At 45.3% G+C, this 17752-nt stretch carries 16 protein-coding genes; 9 read left to right on the top strand and 7 right to left on the bottom strand.

Annotation, left to right across the window (positions count from 1 at the left end; all coding sequences use genetic code 11):
* The first annotated feature begins 36 nt into the window (after nucleotides 1-36).
* The 3 genes from torC to R8O70_RS08785 all read left to right on the top strand — a co-directional run bounded on the left by torC (nucleotide 37) and on the right by R8O70_RS08785 (nucleotide 5648).
* On the top strand, nucleotides 37-1221 hold the full coding sequence (torC, locus tag R8O70_RS08795) for a pentaheme c-type cytochrome TorC (protein ID WP_005378139.1): 1185 nt from the start codon (nucleotides 37-39) through the stop codon (nucleotides 1219-1221).
* A gap of 26 nt (nucleotides 1222-1247) precedes the next feature.
* Nucleotides 1248-3710, top strand: a complete 2463-nt coding sequence (torA, locus tag R8O70_RS08790) for a trimethylamine-N-oxide reductase TorA (protein ID WP_005378138.1) — start codon at nucleotides 1248-1250, stop codon at nucleotides 3708-3710.
* A 198-nt stretch (nucleotides 3711-3908) separates the two neighbouring features.
* A complete protein-coding gene (locus R8O70_RS08785; protein WP_053303207.1) occupies nucleotides 3909-5648 on the top strand; it encodes a glycoside hydrolase family 36 protein in 1740 nt (579 codons plus the stop codon).
* Nucleotides 5649-5725: 77 nt separating this feature from the next.
* On the opposite strand, the gene R8O70_RS08780 is transcribed toward R8O70_RS08785, so the two are convergent.
* On the bottom strand, nucleotides 5726-6940 hold the full coding sequence (locus tag R8O70_RS08780; RefSeq protein WP_005378133.1) for a putative manganese transporter: 1215 nt from the start codon (nucleotides 6938-6940) through the stop codon (nucleotides 5726-5728).
* 186 nt (nucleotides 6941-7126) lie between these two features.
* Between R8O70_RS08780 and R8O70_RS08775 the strand changes: the two genes are divergently transcribed.
* Nucleotides 7127-8032 carry a manganese-dependent inorganic pyrophosphatase gene (locus R8O70_RS08775; protein WP_017634678.1) on the top strand — a complete coding sequence of 302 codons (906 nt, stop codon included), beginning with the start codon at nucleotides 7127-7129 and terminating at the stop codon, nucleotides 8030-8032.
* Nucleotides 8033-8100: 68 nt separating this feature from the next.
* Complete coding sequence (locus tag R8O70_RS08770; protein ID WP_005378129.1) at nucleotides 8101-8490, top strand: DUF2750 domain-containing protein; 390 nt, start codon at nucleotides 8101-8103, stop codon at nucleotides 8488-8490.
* Nucleotides 8491-8572: 82 nt separating this feature from the next.
* On the opposite strand, the gene R8O70_RS08765 is transcribed toward R8O70_RS08770, so the two are convergent.
* The 6 genes from R8O70_RS08765 to pspF form a co-directional block, all read right to left on the bottom strand.
* On the bottom strand, nucleotides 8573-9364 hold the full coding sequence (locus R8O70_RS08765) for an ATP-binding cassette domain-containing protein (protein WP_005393308.1): 792 nt from the start codon (nucleotides 9362-9364) through the stop codon (nucleotides 8573-8575).
* Nucleotides 9361-10356, bottom strand: a complete 996-nt coding sequence (locus tag R8O70_RS08760) for an oligopeptide/dipeptide ABC transporter ATP-binding protein (protein WP_005378126.1) — start codon at nucleotides 10354-10356, stop codon at nucleotides 9361-9363. The genes R8O70_RS08765 and R8O70_RS08760 overlap by 4 nt, the downstream gene beginning before the upstream one ends.
* Complete coding sequence (locus R8O70_RS08755) at nucleotides 10356-11243, bottom strand: ABC transporter permease subunit (RefSeq protein WP_005378123.1); 888 nt, start codon at nucleotides 11241-11243, stop codon at nucleotides 10356-10358. The genes R8O70_RS08760 and R8O70_RS08755 overlap by 1 nt, the downstream gene beginning before the upstream one ends.
* Nucleotides 11230-12192, bottom strand: coding sequence for an ABC transporter permease (locus tag R8O70_RS08750; RefSeq protein ID WP_005378122.1), 963 nt, complete (start codon nucleotides 12190-12192; stop codon nucleotides 11230-11232). The genes R8O70_RS08755 and R8O70_RS08750 overlap by 14 nt, the downstream gene beginning before the upstream one ends.
* The gene (gene sapA / locus R8O70_RS08745; RefSeq protein WP_033905101.1) at nucleotides 12192-13811 is read right to left on the bottom strand and encodes an ABC transporter substrate-binding protein SapA; all 1620 of its coding nucleotides are present in this window, start codon (nucleotides 13809-13811) and stop codon (nucleotides 12192-12194) included. Before sapA ends, R8O70_RS08750 begins: the two co-directional genes overlap by 1 nt.
* A gap of 205 nt (nucleotides 13812-14016) precedes the next feature.
* Entirely contained in the window at nucleotides 14017-15024 is a 1008-nt protein-coding gene (pspF, locus tag R8O70_RS08740) for a phage shock protein operon transcriptional activator (RefSeq protein ID WP_017820869.1), read from the bottom strand.
* A 232-nt stretch (nucleotides 15025-15256) separates the two neighbouring features.
* Between pspF and pspA the strand changes: the two genes are divergently transcribed.
* The 4 genes from pspA to R8O70_RS08720 all read left to right on the top strand — a co-directional run bounded on the left by pspA (nucleotide 15257) and on the right by R8O70_RS08720 (nucleotide 17751).
* On the top strand, nucleotides 15257-15928 hold the full coding sequence (gene pspA, locus R8O70_RS08735) for a phage shock protein PspA (protein ID WP_005378119.1): 672 nt from the start codon (nucleotides 15257-15259) through the stop codon (nucleotides 15926-15928).
* 14 nt (nucleotides 15929-15942) lie between these two features.
* A complete protein-coding gene (gene pspB, locus R8O70_RS08730) occupies nucleotides 15943-16176 on the top strand; it encodes an envelope stress response membrane protein PspB (protein WP_005378117.1) in 234 nt (77 codons plus the stop codon).
* The gene (gene pspC / locus R8O70_RS08725; RefSeq protein WP_025766867.1) at nucleotides 16169-16558 is read left to right on the top strand and encodes an envelope stress response membrane protein PspC; all 390 of its coding nucleotides are present in this window, start codon (nucleotides 16169-16171) and stop codon (nucleotides 16556-16558) included. The genes pspB and pspC overlap by 8 nt, the downstream gene beginning before the upstream one ends.
* Before the next feature lie 161 nt (nucleotides 16559-16719).
* Complete coding sequence (locus R8O70_RS08720; RefSeq protein ID WP_005378114.1) at nucleotides 16720-17751, top strand: efflux RND transporter periplasmic adaptor subunit; 1032 nt, start codon at nucleotides 16720-16722, stop codon at nucleotides 17749-17751.
* The last annotated feature ends 1 nt before the right edge of the window (nucleotide 17752 follow it).

Genomic DNA, 17752 nt, shown 5'->3' with positions numbered 1-17752 from the left:
AACCACACTTTTGAAAAGATTTTAAGAGAGCAAATAATGAAATCATTAATCATTAAACTGTGGCGTACCATGACGCGCCCAGCTGTACATATCAGCCTAGGTGTGCTGACTATGGGCGGCTTTATTGCTGGTGTTATCTTTTGGGGTGGCTTTAACACCGCTCTAGAAGCAACCAACACAGAAGAATTCTGTATTAGTTGTCACACAATGCGTGACAACGTGTACGTTGAGCTACAAGAAACGGTGCACTGGAAAAACCACTCTGGTGTTCGTGCTACCTGTCCTGATTGTCACGTTCCACATAACTGGACAGATAAGATCGCTCGTAAGATGCAAGCTTCTAAAGAAGTATTTGCACAAGTATTTGGCAACTACGACGAACCGGGTGTGTTCGAAGAGCGTCGTATCGAACTTGCTAAACACGAATGGGATCGTTTCTCGGCAAACAAATCTCTGGAGTGTAAAAACTGTCACAACTACGAATCGATGGATTTCGAGCAAATGTCTCCTACGGCTCGTATCCAAATGAAGCAAGCCGCTGAGAAAGATCAAAGCTGTGTTGACTGTCACAAGGGTATTGCGCACAACCTACCAGCAGGCATGGACAGCATTGGCGGTATCGTGGGTGATCTAGAGGGTATGACTTCTAACACGGATTACGGCGTTGGTCAGCAACTCGTGAGCGTTCGTCACCTACCAATTTACTTTGATGCGCAAGGCAGTAAAGAAGCTGGTCTTCTTAATCCTGCATCGACCGTTAAAGTTCTTGAAGACAAAGGCGAGTTTGTTGAGATCGAAATTGACGGTTGGCGCAAAGCAAAAGGTTTTGGTCGTGTAATTCAAGAAGACTTCGGTAAGAACATTGCGACTGCGTCTCTGATGAAAGAAGCAGCAACAGACAGCAACATTGTGACGACTGGTGAGAAAAAAGTGGATGAGCTAACAGGCCTTCCTTGGGAAAAAGTAGCGGCGAAAGTATGGATTAAGAAAGAGTCTATGCTGAACGACATCAATCCTGTTTGGGAAAAATCTCGTGAAGCCTACAAGACCAATTGTTCTGTATGTCACACTCAACCTGCGGAAGCGCACTTCGACGCGAACACCTGGCCAGGTATGTTCGACGGTATGTTGGCGTTCGTTAACCTAGATACAGACAGTGAAGCACTGATCTTGAAGTATCTACAGAAACACTCTTCAGATTATGCTGAAGGTCACCACTAATAAGCGTCGGATTGGAGTAATTTTAAATGGCTATTACACGAAGAAGTTTTCTTAAAGGTGTAGCAACCACAAGTGCAGCGTCAGTAATTGGTCCTAGCTTATTGGCGTCCGCCTCTGCAAATGCCGTTGAGACGACAGGTACTTGGAAAGTAACCGGTTCTCACTGGGGCGCGTTCCGCGCCCACATCTACGCGGGTAAAGTTCAAGAGATCAAGCCGCTAGAGCTAGACAAAAACCCAACAGAAATGTTGAACGGCATTAAGGGTATTATCTACAGCCCTTCACGTGTTCGTTACCCAATGGTTCGTCTAGATTGGTTGAAGAAACACAAATACAGCGCAGATACTCGCGGTAACAACCGTTTCATCCGAGTAACTTGGGATGAAGCGCTAGATTTGTTTTATCGCGAACTAGAACGTATTCAAAAAGACTACGGCCCATGGGCGCTGCATGCAGGTCAAACAGGTTGGAACCAAACGGGTTCATTCAACAACTGTACTGCGCACATGCAACGTGCAGTAGGTATGCATGGCAACTTCATCACTAAAGTAGGTGACTACTCGACGGGTGCAGGTCAAACCATTATGCCGTACGTGCTAGGTTCAACCGAAGTGTACGCACAAGGTACGTCTTGGTCTGAGATCCTAGAAAACTCTGACAACATCGTTCTTTGGGCTAACGACCCAGTGAAAAACCTTCAAGTAGGTTGGAACTGTGAAACGCATGAGTCGTTTAAGTACCTTGCACAACTAAAAGAAAAAGTGGCGAAAGGTGAGATCAACGTTCTATCTGTAGACCCAGTGAAGAACAAAACTCAGCGCTACTTAGAGAACGATCACTTGTACATCAACCCGCTGACAGACGTAGCGTTCATGCTCGCTGTGGCACACGTGTTGTACAACGAAAACCTGTACGATAAGAAATTCATTGATACTTACTGTCTAGGCTTTGAAGAGTTCATTCAATACGTTCAAGGTAAGACAAAAGACAAAGTAGAGAAGACGCCTGAATGGGCAGCAGCGATTTGTGGCGTGAAAGCGGACAAGATCCGTGAATTCGCACGCATGCTAGTCAGCGGTCGTACACAGATCCTGATGGGTTGGTGTATCCAGCGTCAAGAGCACGGTGAGCAGCCATACTGGGCAGCGGCTGTGGTTGCTGCAATGGTTGGTCAAATCGGTCTACCTGGCGGTGGTATCTCTTACGGTCACCATTACTCAAGTATCGGTGTGCCTTCTACTGGTTTCGCGGGCCCTGGTGGTTTCCCTCGTAACCTTGACCAAGGTATGAAACCGAAGTGGGACAACAACGACTTTAACGGTTACAGTCGTACTATCCCAGTTGCACGTTGGATCGACTGTCTGCTAGAACCTGGCAAAGAGATCAACTACAACGGCGGTAAAGTGAAACTGCCAGACTTCAAGATGATGGTTATCTCGGGTTGTAACCCATGGCACCACCATCAAGATCGTAACCGCATGAAGAAAGCGTTCCGCAAACTTCAAACGGTTGTAACGATCGAGTTTGCTTGGACTGCAACATGTCGTTTCTCTGACATCGTTCTACCTGCGTGTACGCAATGGGAACGTAACGACATCGACGTGTACGGTTCATACTCGAACAAAGGTCTGATCGCGATGCATCGTCTCGTCGATCCATTGTTCCAATCTAAGCCTGACTTCCAAATCATGAGTGAACTAACTCAGCGTTTTGGTCGCCGCGAAGAATACACTCGTGGTATGAGCGAGATGGAGTGGATCGAAAGCCTATACAACGATTGTAAGAAAGCGAACGAAGGTAAGTTCGAAATGCCAGAATTCAATGAGTTCTGGGAGAAGAGCGTACTAGACTTCGGTGAAGGTAAACCTTGGGTTCGTCACGCGGACTTCCGTAAAGACCCTGAGCTTAACCCTCTAGGTACACCGTCTGGCTTCATCGAGATTACATCACGTAAGATCGGCCGTTACGGTTACGAACACTGTCAAGAGCACCCAATGTGGTTCGAAAAATCAGAGCGTTCACACGGTGGCCCTGGTTCAGACAAATACCCATTCTGGTTGCAGTCTTGTCACCCAGACAAGCGTCTGCACTCTCAAATGTGTGAGTCTGAAGAGTTCCGCGCGACTTACGCGGTACAAGGTCGTGAGCCGGTTTACATCAACCCAGCGGATGCCAAAGCAAAAGGTATCAAAGATGGTGATTTGGTACGTGTATTCAACGGTCGTGGTCAGCTGTTAGCTGGTGCTGTTTTGACTGACAGCTACCCACGTGGCGTTATTCGTATCGAAGAAGGTGCATGGTACGGTCCTCTAAACGAGAAAGAAGGCGCAATCTGTACCTACGGTGATCCTAACACCCTAACGCAAGACATCGGTTCTTCTGAGCTTGCACAGGCGACTTCTGCGAACACATGTATCGTAGACTTCGAGAAGTTCACAGGTAAAGTGCCGCCAGTCACTTCATTTGGTGGTCCGATCGAAGTTGCTTAATTAGTGCAGTTTGCATAAATCCAAATACCAGCCTCAGGGCTGGTATTTTTTTATCAAAATTTCAGTGAGCGTTGTCTCAATAGTAACTTCATAACGTTAAACGAGACTGGTATTCGTGATGATGGTAACGAATTGGGTGAGACAAGCAGGAGATAATGCGCCAAGCTAAACAATAATAATTAAGTGAGTAGACTCTTTATGGCTCAGAGCATTCAATTAGCAAATCACACTGAGATCACTGTGAATAACAATGACTTCCAAGTTGAAGTCGAGGGTAATCAATTACATTTTTCTTTTGCTGGCCTTCACAATAAAACCTTTACGGACCGTGAAGTGTTATTCGAAATGCCGTTTTTGTACGAGCACGAGGCCAACGTAATTGGGGATGGTTTTCAAATGTTGGCGCAAACGGCGGGAACGATCAATCACCCCGTTGATATTGGTCGCTGCCCAGACAATAATCCTTCTTATCGAATCTACCCTAAAAATGCACCTAAGCGTTATTACAACTATTTAGTGGTGGAAGGTTCAGCGGGCTACACATTATTTGGCTTCACATCATGTCATCGCTTTGCAGGCTATTTTGATGTTGTGCTGCGTGATGGGCATTGGGTTTTATCAGCCGCAATTGATGGTGAGTTGACTCAAGTGGCGGATTGGGAAAGTAATCAACTTGAATCCGTGGCGGTACTCTGTGGTCAATCGCTGTCCGAGCTTTATCAAACCTATGGCGAGATGATTGCAAAGCATCATCCTGTTCGCCAAGGTGTGACACAAGATGCGCCTGTTGGTTGGTGTTCGTGGTACGCGTACTACGCAGACGTGACAGAGCAAAACATCATGCAGAACGTTGATTGCATGCAAGATAAGCTCGAAGACCTGGAGTGGGTACTTCTGGATGATGGCTATCAAGCCTTTATGGGCGATTGGTTAACCCCATCAGATAAGTTTTCTGGTGGCGTAAAAGAGCTCATTCATAGTATCCGTGCAAAAGGCAAAAAGCCGGCGATTTGGATGGCGCCCTTTATTGCTCAGCCTGAGTCGGAGATCTTCAAACAGCATCCAGATTGGTTTGTTCGCCACAAAGATGGAAGCTTACTTAAAGCAGAAGATGTCACATACGGTGGTTGGCGATGCACGCCTTGGTACATTCTCGATACTTCAAACCCTGAAGTGCAAGATCACCTAACTCATGTGGTCTCTGTTATGCGTCAAGAGTGGGGCGTTGAGCTATTCAAATTAGACGCAAACTACTGGGGCACGTTAAAAGGTAAACGAAGCCAATCGGGTGTCACCGGTGTAGAAGCCTACCGCATGGGTATGGAAGCGATTGCCAAAGGCGCTGGTGATGCGTGGCTTTTAGGTTGCAACGCGCCAATGTGGCCATCTCTGGGGCTTGTGGATGCAATGCGTGTTTCTGACGATGTAGAGCGTCATAGTCGTCGATTCGAACAGATAGCCAAAGAAACCTTTTACCGTAGTTGGCAGCACCGAAAACTGTGGCAAATTGACCCGGATTGCGCCACGTTCACTTCATTAGCTAATCAATCTGCATCCAGAGAAGAGTATGAATTTCATCGCACGGTGTTATTAGCGAGTGGTGGTTTGCTGCTGTCTGGTGACCCGCTCCCTGAGATTACACCGTTTGCTAAGAAGACACTGTCTAAGCTCATGTTACGTCAACAACGTAACCAACAATCTGCAAAGTTTACCGCTTTGAGTTTAAATCACGCGTTTTTAAAACTAACGACGAAGAATGACCTCCATTGTTTGTTTAATTATGCGAGTTACGGAGCGATGGAATTTACGCTGACGTCTGATCAACCGGTGGACTGGTATGATTACTGGACAGGGGAAAAGCTAAACCAAGAACCTTGCCAGTTGTTAATGGTGAGCGTGGATAAAGGGCTCAATGCGAAAGCGATCGTTACAGCATAACGTGAAGTAAATCGCCCAATACCAAGATCAAGAAAGGAGCCTATTGCGGCTCCTTTCTCGTTTTGATGCTCTGGGCGTTAGAACTCGAATAAAAAGTAATACCCGTATCCAACAATAAACGCAGGAATGGACGAATAAATAGTCGCGACCAAAGCAGCTTTCGGTGCCATTGCAATGGCGGGGAATAGGGCGTCACCATCGTTAGAAATCGCATTGGCCAGTTGCGCAGAAAGTGGCGCTGCACCAGAAATGTATAGGCTAGTGACTAAAATTTGCGGTCCGCAACCAGGCAACATACCAATGGCTAGGCCAGCTAATGGCATCCAAATTCCCCAATGAGAAAAGGTTTCTACAAGGTCGAGTCCAGAAAAATAGGTTGTCAGCTCAAACGCCAGAAAAGCAACGATCACCCAAGCACTGACGAAATTCGTATCTTGTGCTGCTTTTTGAATCGGGTGTGAGTCCACGATTTTTTCATCTTCAGAGACCGTTGACTGATAATCGCCAAGTTCTTTGGTCATCGCCCATAATGACATTGTGATCACCGCGAAGATAGCGCCCAGCCATTCAATGGTGTTGGCTTTCAAAGATAGCAACTGATTAATATCTATTTGGAAAGACATTAACACAGCAACGACACTAGCAGGCACAATAAGCCATTTCCAAAATGCGCCTTGTAGATTGATTGCACGTTGTTCAAGAGGCGTGTGTCGGTCTGTCTGGTGTTGGCAACAAGCATGTGTCTGAGGTGCTTCTTTTGGTTCTGGTCGCAGAAAGTTATCAGCATGAAAAGCATTAACGACTAACCCTGAAAGAGTACCCACGATAATGCCTAATCCAACCACGCCTAATCCAACACTTGGTTTGGCGGCCAGAAGTAAAAAGGCAGCGTCACCCATTGTTGAAGTAAGTACCGCGACAATCGCACCAAATCCCACTCGGCCACTAATAAATTGCGTTGTCACAACAATAGCGCCACCACAGCCAGGCAAAGCACCCAATAAAGAAGCAAAGAAAACCTGATGATTACGCGAGCGATGGTAGAGCTCGGTAATTCGATTGGTTTTCGACATAAAGTTTGAAAGATAATGATAAATAGCCAATGTGGCAGCAACATAGCATGACACTGCCCAGAATGAGTCGGATAGCGTCTGTACGGCTACGTCACGTGTATTTTCATTGCCTAGCAAAATGAGCATGACGATAGGGATCAGCAATCGCTTATAAGCTAAACGAAACTGAGTAGGCTGAAACAACTGTTGTGCAGAGTGTAATAATTGGGTCGCGTTCATCGTTTACTCAAATGCAAATAGGAATAATTATCATTATATGTAAATGAGATTTATTCGCAATAGCATTGTGAACTTTTCTTCGTGTCAAACTCTCTGAAATCAGGTAAAGTATCGGCCTTTGTGAGCAAACACGCCCTAATTAACTGTATTAGGCGGCGTATAAAATTGACTTGAATAGGAAGAAACATGATTCTAGTTGTAGGTCATAAGAACCCAGACAGTGACAGTATTTGTAGTGCACTCGTTGCAACTGAACTTCTAAAAGCGCGTGGCGTTGAAGCTATGCCAATTCGCCAAGGCGAAATCAACCGTGAAACTCAGCACATCCTAGAAGTTGCTGGCGCTGAAGTTCCTGAGCTTCGCACATCAGTTGCGGGTGAGACCGTTTGGCTAGTAGATTACTCAGATCTAGCACAAGCACCAGACGATATCGCAGAAGCTGAAATTGCGGGTATTGTTGACCACCACCGTCTAGGTGACGTGATGACAGTAAACCCAATGGAAGCATGGATCTGGCCTGTTGGTTGTACCAACACTGTTCTATTCAACATGTTCAAGATTGAAGGTCACGCGATTACTCCACAAATTGCTAAGCTAATGATGTCAGCAATTCTATCTGACACAGTAGGTTTTGCTTCTCCAACTTGTACACAAAAAGACAAAGATGCCGTTGCTGAACTAGCGGCAATCGCAGACGTACAAGATGTTGACGCGTTCACTAAAGATCTTCTAATTGCTAAAACAAACATCGAAGGTCTATCAGCGGCTGAGCTTGTTGAGAAAGACCTTAAAGGTTACCCATTCAACGGTCGTGACGTAGTGGTTGGGCAAGTTGAACTTGCAACTCTTGAGCAAGTTGACGGTATGATCGAAGCACTAGAAGCAGACCTAGAATCTCGTTGTGAGAAAGATAACCTAGCGTTCGCTGCTGTAATGCTAACAGACATCACGACTGCTCAAACTCGTCTTCTATACAAAGGTGAGTGGGCTGAGAAGCTTGTTAAGCACGAAAAAGACGGCATGCTAATGATGGAAAACACGCTAAGTCGTAAGAAGCAAGGTTGGCCTTGGCTTCAAACTGAGCTAGCTTAATTTTCTAGCATATACTTTAAATGCCCGCCTAGCTGCGGGCATTTTTCTATGGGAAATAGGAGACGAATATGTCTGAGCAACTGACCCAAGAGCAGATGGATACCATTAATCGCTACAACGAAGAGCAACGTTTAAAGTACTGCGTAAAAGAGATTGTGGCGAATCGTAAGGTTTGGATTCTGAAAGACGAACATGGCTGTGTCATGTTAAATACAGAAGATGATGATTGTGTACCAGTATGGCCAAACGAAGAGTTCGCTTTGCAATGGGCGAATGGTGATTGGGAAGATTGCGAGCCAGAAGCGATCTCTCTAAACAAGTGGCACAGCCGTTGGACCTCTGGTCTAGAGGATGACGAGCTATCGATTGTTGTATTCCCAAATCAAAATGAAGAAGGGGTCGTATTGTTTCCTGACGAGTTTGATTTTGAACTGCGCAAACAAGCGAGCCGCCGTTAGTTTTTTGATTAGTACCCATGCAATAAAGAAGCCTGCGTTAAAGCAGGCTTCTTTACATTTGCACGATTACATCTTTGATAAGCTATTTTGTTTGATGGCTTGGCGCTTTGTAAAAGTGGCTTTCGACTAATCGTTGAGTAATAGGATGCTCGGGATGAGTCAGTACTTGGTTGGTCTCGCCAAACTCGACCACTTCACCTTCATGCATCACCATCACTTTATCAGTAATATGCTTAACAATGCCAATATGCTGAGACACGTACACAAATGACAATCCCATCTCTTCTTGCAACTCGAGGAATAAGTTAATGATCTGCGAGCGCATTGCCATATCCAAACCGTTTAACGCCTCATCAGCGACAATGATTGAAGGTTGAAGAATAAGTGCACGAGCCAAACATACGCGCTGTTTTTGACCGGCAGCTAGCATTTGTGGATAAAAATAGGCGTGCTCAGGCAGCAATCCTACGCGGAGCAGGGTGTTCTTTACACGCTGCATGCGCGCATCTGGCGGCATGTTGGTATTTCGCTTTAGCGGACCTTCTAAAATACGACCAATCTGGATTCGTGGGTTTAACGATGTGTTTGGATCTTGGAAAATCATGCGGATGAGCTTGCAGCGTGTCGCGTAATCTTTGTGCTCCAATCGTTCGCCATTCACACGGATCTCTCCGGAGCTTGGTTCAACAACGCCAGCAAGCATACGAGCTAGTGTGGATTTTCCTGACCCGTTTTGACCAATAAAACCAATAGTTTGCCCTGGCTCTAAAGTAAAGCTTACCGGTTTTACTGCCTCATTAACCTGGCGTTTGAACAGACGGGAGCGCGTAACAAATTGCTTCGATAAATTATCGACTTCAAGTAACGCACTCATGACTTTTTCTCCGTGTTCAATGGAAAGTGGCAGTTAAATTTATGATTCTTAATTCGTCTGGTGTGTGGAATTTCTACACATTGTTTCTGCGCATATGGGCAACGTGGTCCGAGGCGACAACCGATAGGTAGATGCTGCAATGGCGGAATCGAGCCCGGTAGGGATTGGAGTTTTTGCTTGTGTGGTACCCAATCATTAAAGTCAGGCATCGCTTTAAGCAAGGCATCGGTGTACGGGTGCTTGGGTGCCGCAATGATTTTACTGGTATCGGCAGACTCCACCGACTGACCACAATACATTACCGTAATACGTCCTGCCCACTGTGTTATGGTCGCTAAGTCGTGGCCGATAAGCAAAATGGTTGTGTTATTAAGTTGGTTCATGCGGCTCAACAGACGCAAAATTTGCGATTGAGTAATTGGGTCTAAGTCGTTGGTTGGCTCATCTGCGATCAGCAACTTTGGTTTGGTCGCTATCGCCATGGCAATCATGACTTTTTGACACTCACCATCAGTCAGTTCATAAGGGTAGCTACCCATTAAACGCTTGTGATCTTTAATACCCACTTTATGCAAAAGCGCGATGGCCTGTTTTTTACGCCATTTAAATCGCTCCCACCATTTCCCTTCAAATGCGCGAGATGGAATGGATTCAATCAATTGACGCCCGACTTCCTCTGAAGGGTCAAGACAAGTTGAAGGCTCTTGGAAAATCATCGCAATATCACGAGCAATGACGCGCCGACGCTCTTTTGGCGTAAGCTGAAGCAAGTCAATATTGCCAAGGCGCATACGGTCAGCGGTGATGCGCCAGTTATCTTTACTCACACCGACAATCGCTTTTGCAACTAAGCTTTTCCCTGAACCAGACTCACCTACAAGACCACGAATTTCGCCTTCGTTCAAAGTTAGGCTCATTCGGTCAACGGCTTTGACCAACCCTTGAGGTGTTTCGATCTCAATGGTCAAATGTCGAATATCTAACAACGGCATTATTCGATCCCCGCATTAAGCGCTTGACGTACACCTTCACCTACTAAGTTTAGGGTAATAACAGTAAACATGATGGTCAGGCCGGGTAGGGTCACTGTCCAAGGTGCAATATAAATAAGCTCGACAGAGTCACCTAATATTGCTCCCCACTCGGTGCTTGGTGCCTGTGCGCCTAGGCCAAGAAAACCCAGTGCCGTAATATCTAAAATCGCAGCAGAGAGCGCGAGTGTGATTTCAGCGGCAATGACCGTCAGAATGTTAGGAAGAATTGAACTCCACAGTAAGTAGAAATCATTAGCGCCATCAAGGCGTGCTGCCATTATGTAGTCTTTTTCAACTTCGGTGTGGACTGCGATATAAACGGAGCGAATAAAACGCGGAATCAAAGCCAAGCAGATTGCGAGTAAAATATTGAACCCACCAAAGCCTAGAAATGCCACAAAAATGATTGCTAATAAGAGCGACGGGATCGACATGACGGTATCGAGCAAGTGGTTGAGAGTACTCGACAGTAAGCCTTTCGTCATACCTGCCAATACGCCAATTAAACAGCCTACAACGGCAGCAATTGCGGTGATGGCGACAGCAGCGCCAAATGTCAGCTGAGAGCCCATAATCAGGCGCGAAAGAATATCTCTACCTAAGTCATCGGTCCCCAAAAAGTAATCAACCGTTCCTGCTGGAGCCCATGATGGCGGCACAAGCAACTCACCTGACTGTGCTTGGGCGTCAAATGGTGCAAGTAGGGGGGCAAAAATGGTAATAAGGACGATAAACACCAAGCACCACAAGCCAAACATGGCTAGTCCGTTGGCGCGGTAGCTTCGCCAAAAACGCTCAAACTGTGTTGGAATGCGCTCTTCCTGATAAACGTTATTTGTTAGCATACCATTCCTTTCGAACTAAAGGGTTAATCATCGCGCCAATCAAATCCGAGAGTATGTTAGCGGTAAGAACCAAAGTCGCAAGTACCATCACGCCAGCTTGGATAGATGCATAGTCTTGGCTTGCTAGCGCATCTAAAAGCCAACGACCAATACCTGGCCAGTTAAAAATAGACTCCGTGATGATAGCTAAGGTAATCATACTCGAAAGTTGAACACCAACCTTGGGAATGATAGGCGGTATCGCATTCCGCAATACATGTTGAGTTACGATTTCGCGGTTAGAAAGACCTTTGATTCTCGCTGCACGGATGTAGTTTTGGCTCATCACTTCCGCTACCGAGGAGCGCATTAGTCCGACAACCTGGGTGGTTGGAGCCAAAGCAAGCACCAAACATGGCAGCACCATATGCTCAATAACGCTTTGCAGTGCGTGAGCGCGGTATTCGCCTTTCGCCATGAATGCGTCGATAATGGCAAACCCGGTTACATGATCAATTTCGTAAAGTAAATCATACCGTCCCGCAACGGGAAATAGTTGGTATTCCAATGAAAAGACCATGATAAGTAGCAGAGCTACCCAAAAGATTGGGGCGGAATAACCAGACATTGACATGAATGAAATGCTGGTATCGAGCCATTTACCTTGCTTCATCCCAGCCACGGTTCCAAGTGGAATACCGATCAAAAGGGACACCAAAAAGGCAAAGAAACACAATTCCAAAGTGGCTGGGAATACAACGGCGAGCTCGTCATAAATCGCGTTGCCGTTTTTACTTATGCCAAAATCAAGCTGAGAAAGGTTGATTAAGTAAGTTTGCCAACCAGACCAAAAATCAACGTTTGCCCAGTGCGAGAGAGGGTCAAGGCGCAGCAGAGAAAAACCCACTAATGTAAGGATCATCAAAGTGATGATAAATAGGTTAAAGCGTCGAACGGTATACCAAAACATCAGTGAATTCTCTCAACTCTATCAAACGGTTGGGCATTGAAAGGGCTTGATTTGAAGCCTGTCAGCGATTTGTCGTGCACACGGAACTGCACGCCATGCGCCAGAGGAATAACCGGGAACTCTTGATTCAAAATGTTCTGTGCTTGGCGATATAGGTTCAAACGGTAACGCGGTTCTTGAGTTTCTAAAGCCAAATCGAGCAAGAAATCGAAGTCATCGTTACACCACATGGACACGTTAAGGCCAACGCGGTCAGACTCGCAAGATAATAAAGGGCGGAAAAAGTTGTCAGGATCCCCGGTATCACCAATCCAACCAGTTAAAAGTAAATCGATATCGTTGATGTTCTCCAAATCCACACGTTCAAACCTATCATCGGTAAGTAGCGTTAATTTAACCCCAATATCGGCAAAATTCGCTTGGATTAGCTCTGCGGTCTTGCGAGGGCTTGGGTTAAAAGCACGTGGTTCAAGTGGTACCCACATGGTCAATTCTAGGCCGTCTTCGTAGCCTGCATCTCGAAGTAGTGCCAATGCATAATTCCGGTCATAACGAATTTTTACGCTGTCTTTTTGATAAGCCCATGAATTAGGTGGTAGCAAGGTATAAGCTTGGGAGCCAGTTCCGTAGTAAACCGAATCTAAAATATTTTGACGGTTGATCGCTAAGTTAAGAGCTTGGCGAACTCGAGCATCACTCAGCGCGGTGGTTTCTGTGTTTATCGCAATAAAGGAAACGTTGTTAGCTGGTGTAGCCGTCAGCTCAAGGTTGTCATTTTCTTGAATGACAGGTATTTGGCTCGAAATAGGTGAAGAGAGTACGTCACACTCGTTTCTTAAAAGTTTAGCTAATGTACCCGTCCCTCTGTGAGAGATATCGAACACCACTTGTTCCATTTTTGCTGGTGACTTCCAGTAATTTGAATGACGCTCTAATCGAATCAAGTCGTTCACTTGGTACTCTTTTAATTGATAAGGGCCGGTACCGATAGGAAGTTGGTCGATTTCTTCTTTATGATCTTTTGCTGCCAATTGCTGTCCATACTCCGCAGACAAGATAACCGCATGGCTGGTGGCAATATTGGCCAAGAAAGAAAAGTTTGGCTGAGATAACGTAAACCTTACCGTATACTCATCTATTGCAACCACGTCTTGGAGTAGGTTTTGAAAATCTAACCCTGCAAACCATGGATAAAAACCACCACCTACTTGGTGAAAAGGATGGTCTACATCGATGATTCGCTTGAAGCTAAATACCACATCTTTTGCATTCAATGGGCGAGTGGGTGTGAACCAAGGTGTGGTTTGGAATTTAACACCACGTTTAAGCTTAAACGTGTATTCCGTCCCTGATTCATTTACTGACCAACTCTCGGCGATGCTTGCCACGGGCTGATGTGATTTAGGATCGAGCGTGAGCAGCGTATCGTACAGCTGCGGGCTCAGAGCCTCTGCGGTAATACCGCTATCAATAAGCTGAGGGTTAAACGTGGTCGGCTTACCTTGTCCGCAAAACACAAAGCCAGCTTTGCGAATATCATTGTGGTCAATTTCATCGCCACAAGCGGTCAGTAGGCTAATCCCAATAAGGCTCAGCGATAATCTTATAAAAGCATTCATAATATGAAATGTTCATTGGATCTTGCTCGTTTCGTTTGATCTTACTCTTTCAAAGCTAACAAGCGAAAATGATCTCGCTAATTTATCACCTTTGTGAACTCGCTCCAAACATAAAATCCATACACTGTAAGGTGTTATGCCATAAATGCATGCGAATTAGAGCGCAGTCACGAGCTCGTGTATTGATTGAGTACTCTCGGTCAAGTTAGCTTTGTCCGACCAAACCATATTTTCTAACCATCCCTCGTAATTGGTGATAGCTCAAGCCAAGTAGCTCGGCTGCTTGTCGTTGATTAAACTTGGCTTCTTCCAATGCACGATTGAGTAAATGGATATCTTGTTCCTCTTGCCATTGTTTATAGTCTAGAGGGAATTGGATGGTGTTGCTTGATGCTTCCTCTTCTTGTTGTTCTGCTTGTTTTGCACTATGGCCAAGCGCGCTGTGCCAAACCGTTTCAAAAGGATTGAAAACCAGTTCATCAATTGGGTGAGCATTCAGACCATGTTGGTAAATCGCACGTTCAATCACGTTTTTTAGTTCGCGGACGTTACCGGGCCATTCATATTCAATAAGCGACTGCTGCGCTTTTGGGGTAAAACCGACAAAGTATTCCAGTTGCAGTTCACGACACATTTTCATCGCGTAGTGCTCTGCTAAAGAGAGAATGTCTTCTTTGCGCTCGCGAAGAGGCGGTAACATAATGACATCGAAGGCTAGCCTGTCGAGCAGATCTGCACGAAAATCACCTTGCTCTGCCAATTTTGGTAGGTCGGCATTGGTTGCACAAACAAGTCGAACATCCGCATTGAGAGCGGTATGACCGCCAACTCGCTCATATTCACCATATTCGATGACGCGTAATAGCTTTTCTTGAACTAAAAGTGGTGCGGTCGCCAGCTCGTCAAGAAACAAAGTACCGCCCTCGGCACGCTCGAAACGCCCTTTATGCTTACCTTTAGAGCCTGTGAAGGAGCCGGATTCATGTCCAAACAATTCGGAATCTATTAGCCCTTCGCTTAATGTCGCACAGTTGAGTGATAGTAGTGGTTTATCCCAACGTCTTGATAAATAATGCAAACGCTGAGCGATGAGTTCTTTACCCGTACCTCGTTCACCAATGATGAGGACAGGGCGCTCAATGGGTGCAAGTTGTGATACTTTATCTAGTACAGCGAGAAAAGCAGGTGATTCACCAATCAGGTTTTGCTTCATAAAGTCCTTCTTATTTAACAGCCGAGCCATGATTTAGAGATAGAGTTGGTAAATTTCACCAACAGTTGGTGAAAAACATCATAGCACAATAGTGTGTAACGACAACAAAATGAATAACACTCTGATTTAAAAGAAAATTATAAGTTGGCACGTTACTTGTTATATATTCAGGGAGACACAAGGTTAATCACCACCTTGTCGAGTTTTAATAGGAAAAAAGAGGAGTTCCGTTATGGGTATTTTTTCTCGATTTGCAGATATCGTTAACTCAAACATCAGTGCATTACTGGACAAGGCGGAAGATCCTGAAAAAATGATCCGTCTTATCATTCAAGAAATGGAAGACACACTTGTTGAAGTGCGTACTAACTCGGCTAAAGCGATTGCAGACAAGAAAGAGTTGGCTCGTAAGGTTGAAACGTTAGAAGAGCAAATTGGCGAATGGGGCCAAAAAGCGAGCTTAGCATTAGTTAAAGAGCGTGAAGATCTAGCTCGTGCAGCGTTAATTGAAAAGCAAAAGCTAGAGCAAGTGATTAAAGGCCTCCACACTGAGCAAACCTTAGTGGAAGAAACGATCGATAAGCTTACTGGCGAGATTGGTAAGTTGGAAAGCAAAATTGCTGAAACGCGCGCAAAACAGCAAGCACTAGCAATTCGTAACCAAACTGCATCTAACCGTCGTGATGTGCAAAAACACCTGCACACTAGCCGTACTAATGAAGCGATGGCGAAATTCGAGCAATACTCACGTAAAGTGGATGAAATGGAAGCGGAAGCAGACCTGTATGCTCAAACCGGTAATGCTAAATCGCTAGAACAAGAGTTTGCAGAGTTGCAGGCACAAGACGAAATTGAAAAAGAGTTGGCAAAACTGAAAGAACAGATGTCATCGAAAGATAAATAAGAAAGGAGCCATTTATGTCGGCATTTTTTATAGCAGGACCAGTGATTGTCTTTTTAATCTTTGTCGCTCCACTATGGCTCTTCTTACACTATCGCAGCAAACGCAAAACAGATAGTGCACTGTCGAGCCAGGATTTAGAGCGCCTTCAGGTACTATCTGAAAAAGCAGAAGCGATGCAGTCCCGAGTTGATACATTGGAGCGCATCTTGGATGCTGAGTCACCAACATGGAGACGCAAGTATGAATAATCGAGAACTGTATCGTGATCCAGTAAATGGCAAAATCTCCGGTGTTTGCGCCGGTATTGCCAACTACTTTGGTGCAGAAGTTTGGTTGATTCGTATTGTAGTGATTTCTGCAGCGCTGTTAGGTGGTACGTTTTTGGTATTGTTAGCGTACATCGCGATGGCGTTTATGTTAGAAAAGCAACCAGTAACGTATTCTGAAAATATCAGAGCGCAGCAAGAGCATACGCTCAAAAGTAAGCCTTGGCAGAAAGGGCAAAGCCCTGATCAACTGCTCAGTGTGTTGGAAAGGGATTTTGACCGTCTTGATGGCAAAATTCGTAACATGGAAGCTTATGTTACGTCTGATACATATAGGGTGAACAGAGAATTCAGTAAGCTCTAGGCATTTTGTATCCAAAGAAGATTTAACTGAAGCAGGCATAAAGCCTGCTTTTTTATCACAAATTACTAATTTTAAAGCACTATTAATCTTTTCTGCTCTGGAAGTTCGTTCAAAATTCATCTACTTTAAAAATAATCCCCCAATTTTTATGGATGAATGTAATGAGAAAATTGCTCATTCCTATTGCCATCTCGGCTGTCTTGTCGGGGTGCGGTAAAGAACTTCCTCCTGTTCCTGAACCTGAATCGCGCCCTGCGAAGCTATTTACAGTATCTGTTGGCAATGCCCAGTTTGAGCGACATTTTCCTGCCACTACGGAAGCTGGCGATAGAGCAGTACTGACATTTCGAGTTCCAGGGCTTCTTCAAACGATAGAAGTGAATGAAGGTCAAGTCGTCAGTAAAGGTGATGTTTTGGCGTCATTAAACCCAGATGAATATTCTCTGCTCGAACAGCAAGCTCGGGCAAATTTTTTGCTCGCAGATGTGCAATACAAGCGATACCAAAAGCTACGTAAAGACCAAGTAGTATCTGAGCAAGATTTTGATGAGGCAAAAGCGAACCACAACTCGGCAAAAGCTCAATGGAATCAAGCAAAGGCAAACTTAAGATATACCAAACTTGTCGCGCCATATGATGGCACTATTTCGTACATTCCAGCAGAAAACCATGAATATGTTGCCGCGAAAGAAGGGGTGATGAATATTCAGTCCAACCAACTCCTCAAAGTGATATTCCAAATCCCAGACTATCTTCTAAATCGTTACACCCAGGGGAGCGATGTCTCTGCCAGAATGATATTTGATGCGTTCCCCGAGCGAGCCTTTGACTTAACCTTTCAGGAAATCGATACAGAAGCCGACCCTAAAACGGGCAGTTACAAAGTCACGATGGTCATGGAGCGGCCAGCAGAAATAGGCCTTTTGCCGGGAATGTCTGGCAATGCTTACCTCCTGTCCAAAAGTGCAGGAGCGACAAAGATTCCTAACTCCGCGTTGCTAGAAGAAAACGGCAAAACATACGTTTGGCGTGTCGATGAGCAAGGCATTGTGTCTAAAGCCGCAATTGAGATGAATGACAAAAATCAAGTGTTAGCTGGGCTTAACGATGGCGACCAAATCATTATCTCGGGTGTCAGTGTAATTGAACCCGGAATTAAGGTAAGAGCGTGGATTAAGGAAAGAGGGTTGTAAT

This window comes from Vibrio sp. 779(2023) (assembly GCF_033344285.1).
GTDB classification, from domain to species: domain Bacteria; phylum Pseudomonadota; class Gammaproteobacteria; order Enterobacterales; family Vibrionaceae; genus Vibrio; species Vibrio alginolyticus.
This window is presented reverse-complemented; position numbering and strand designations above follow the sequence as displayed.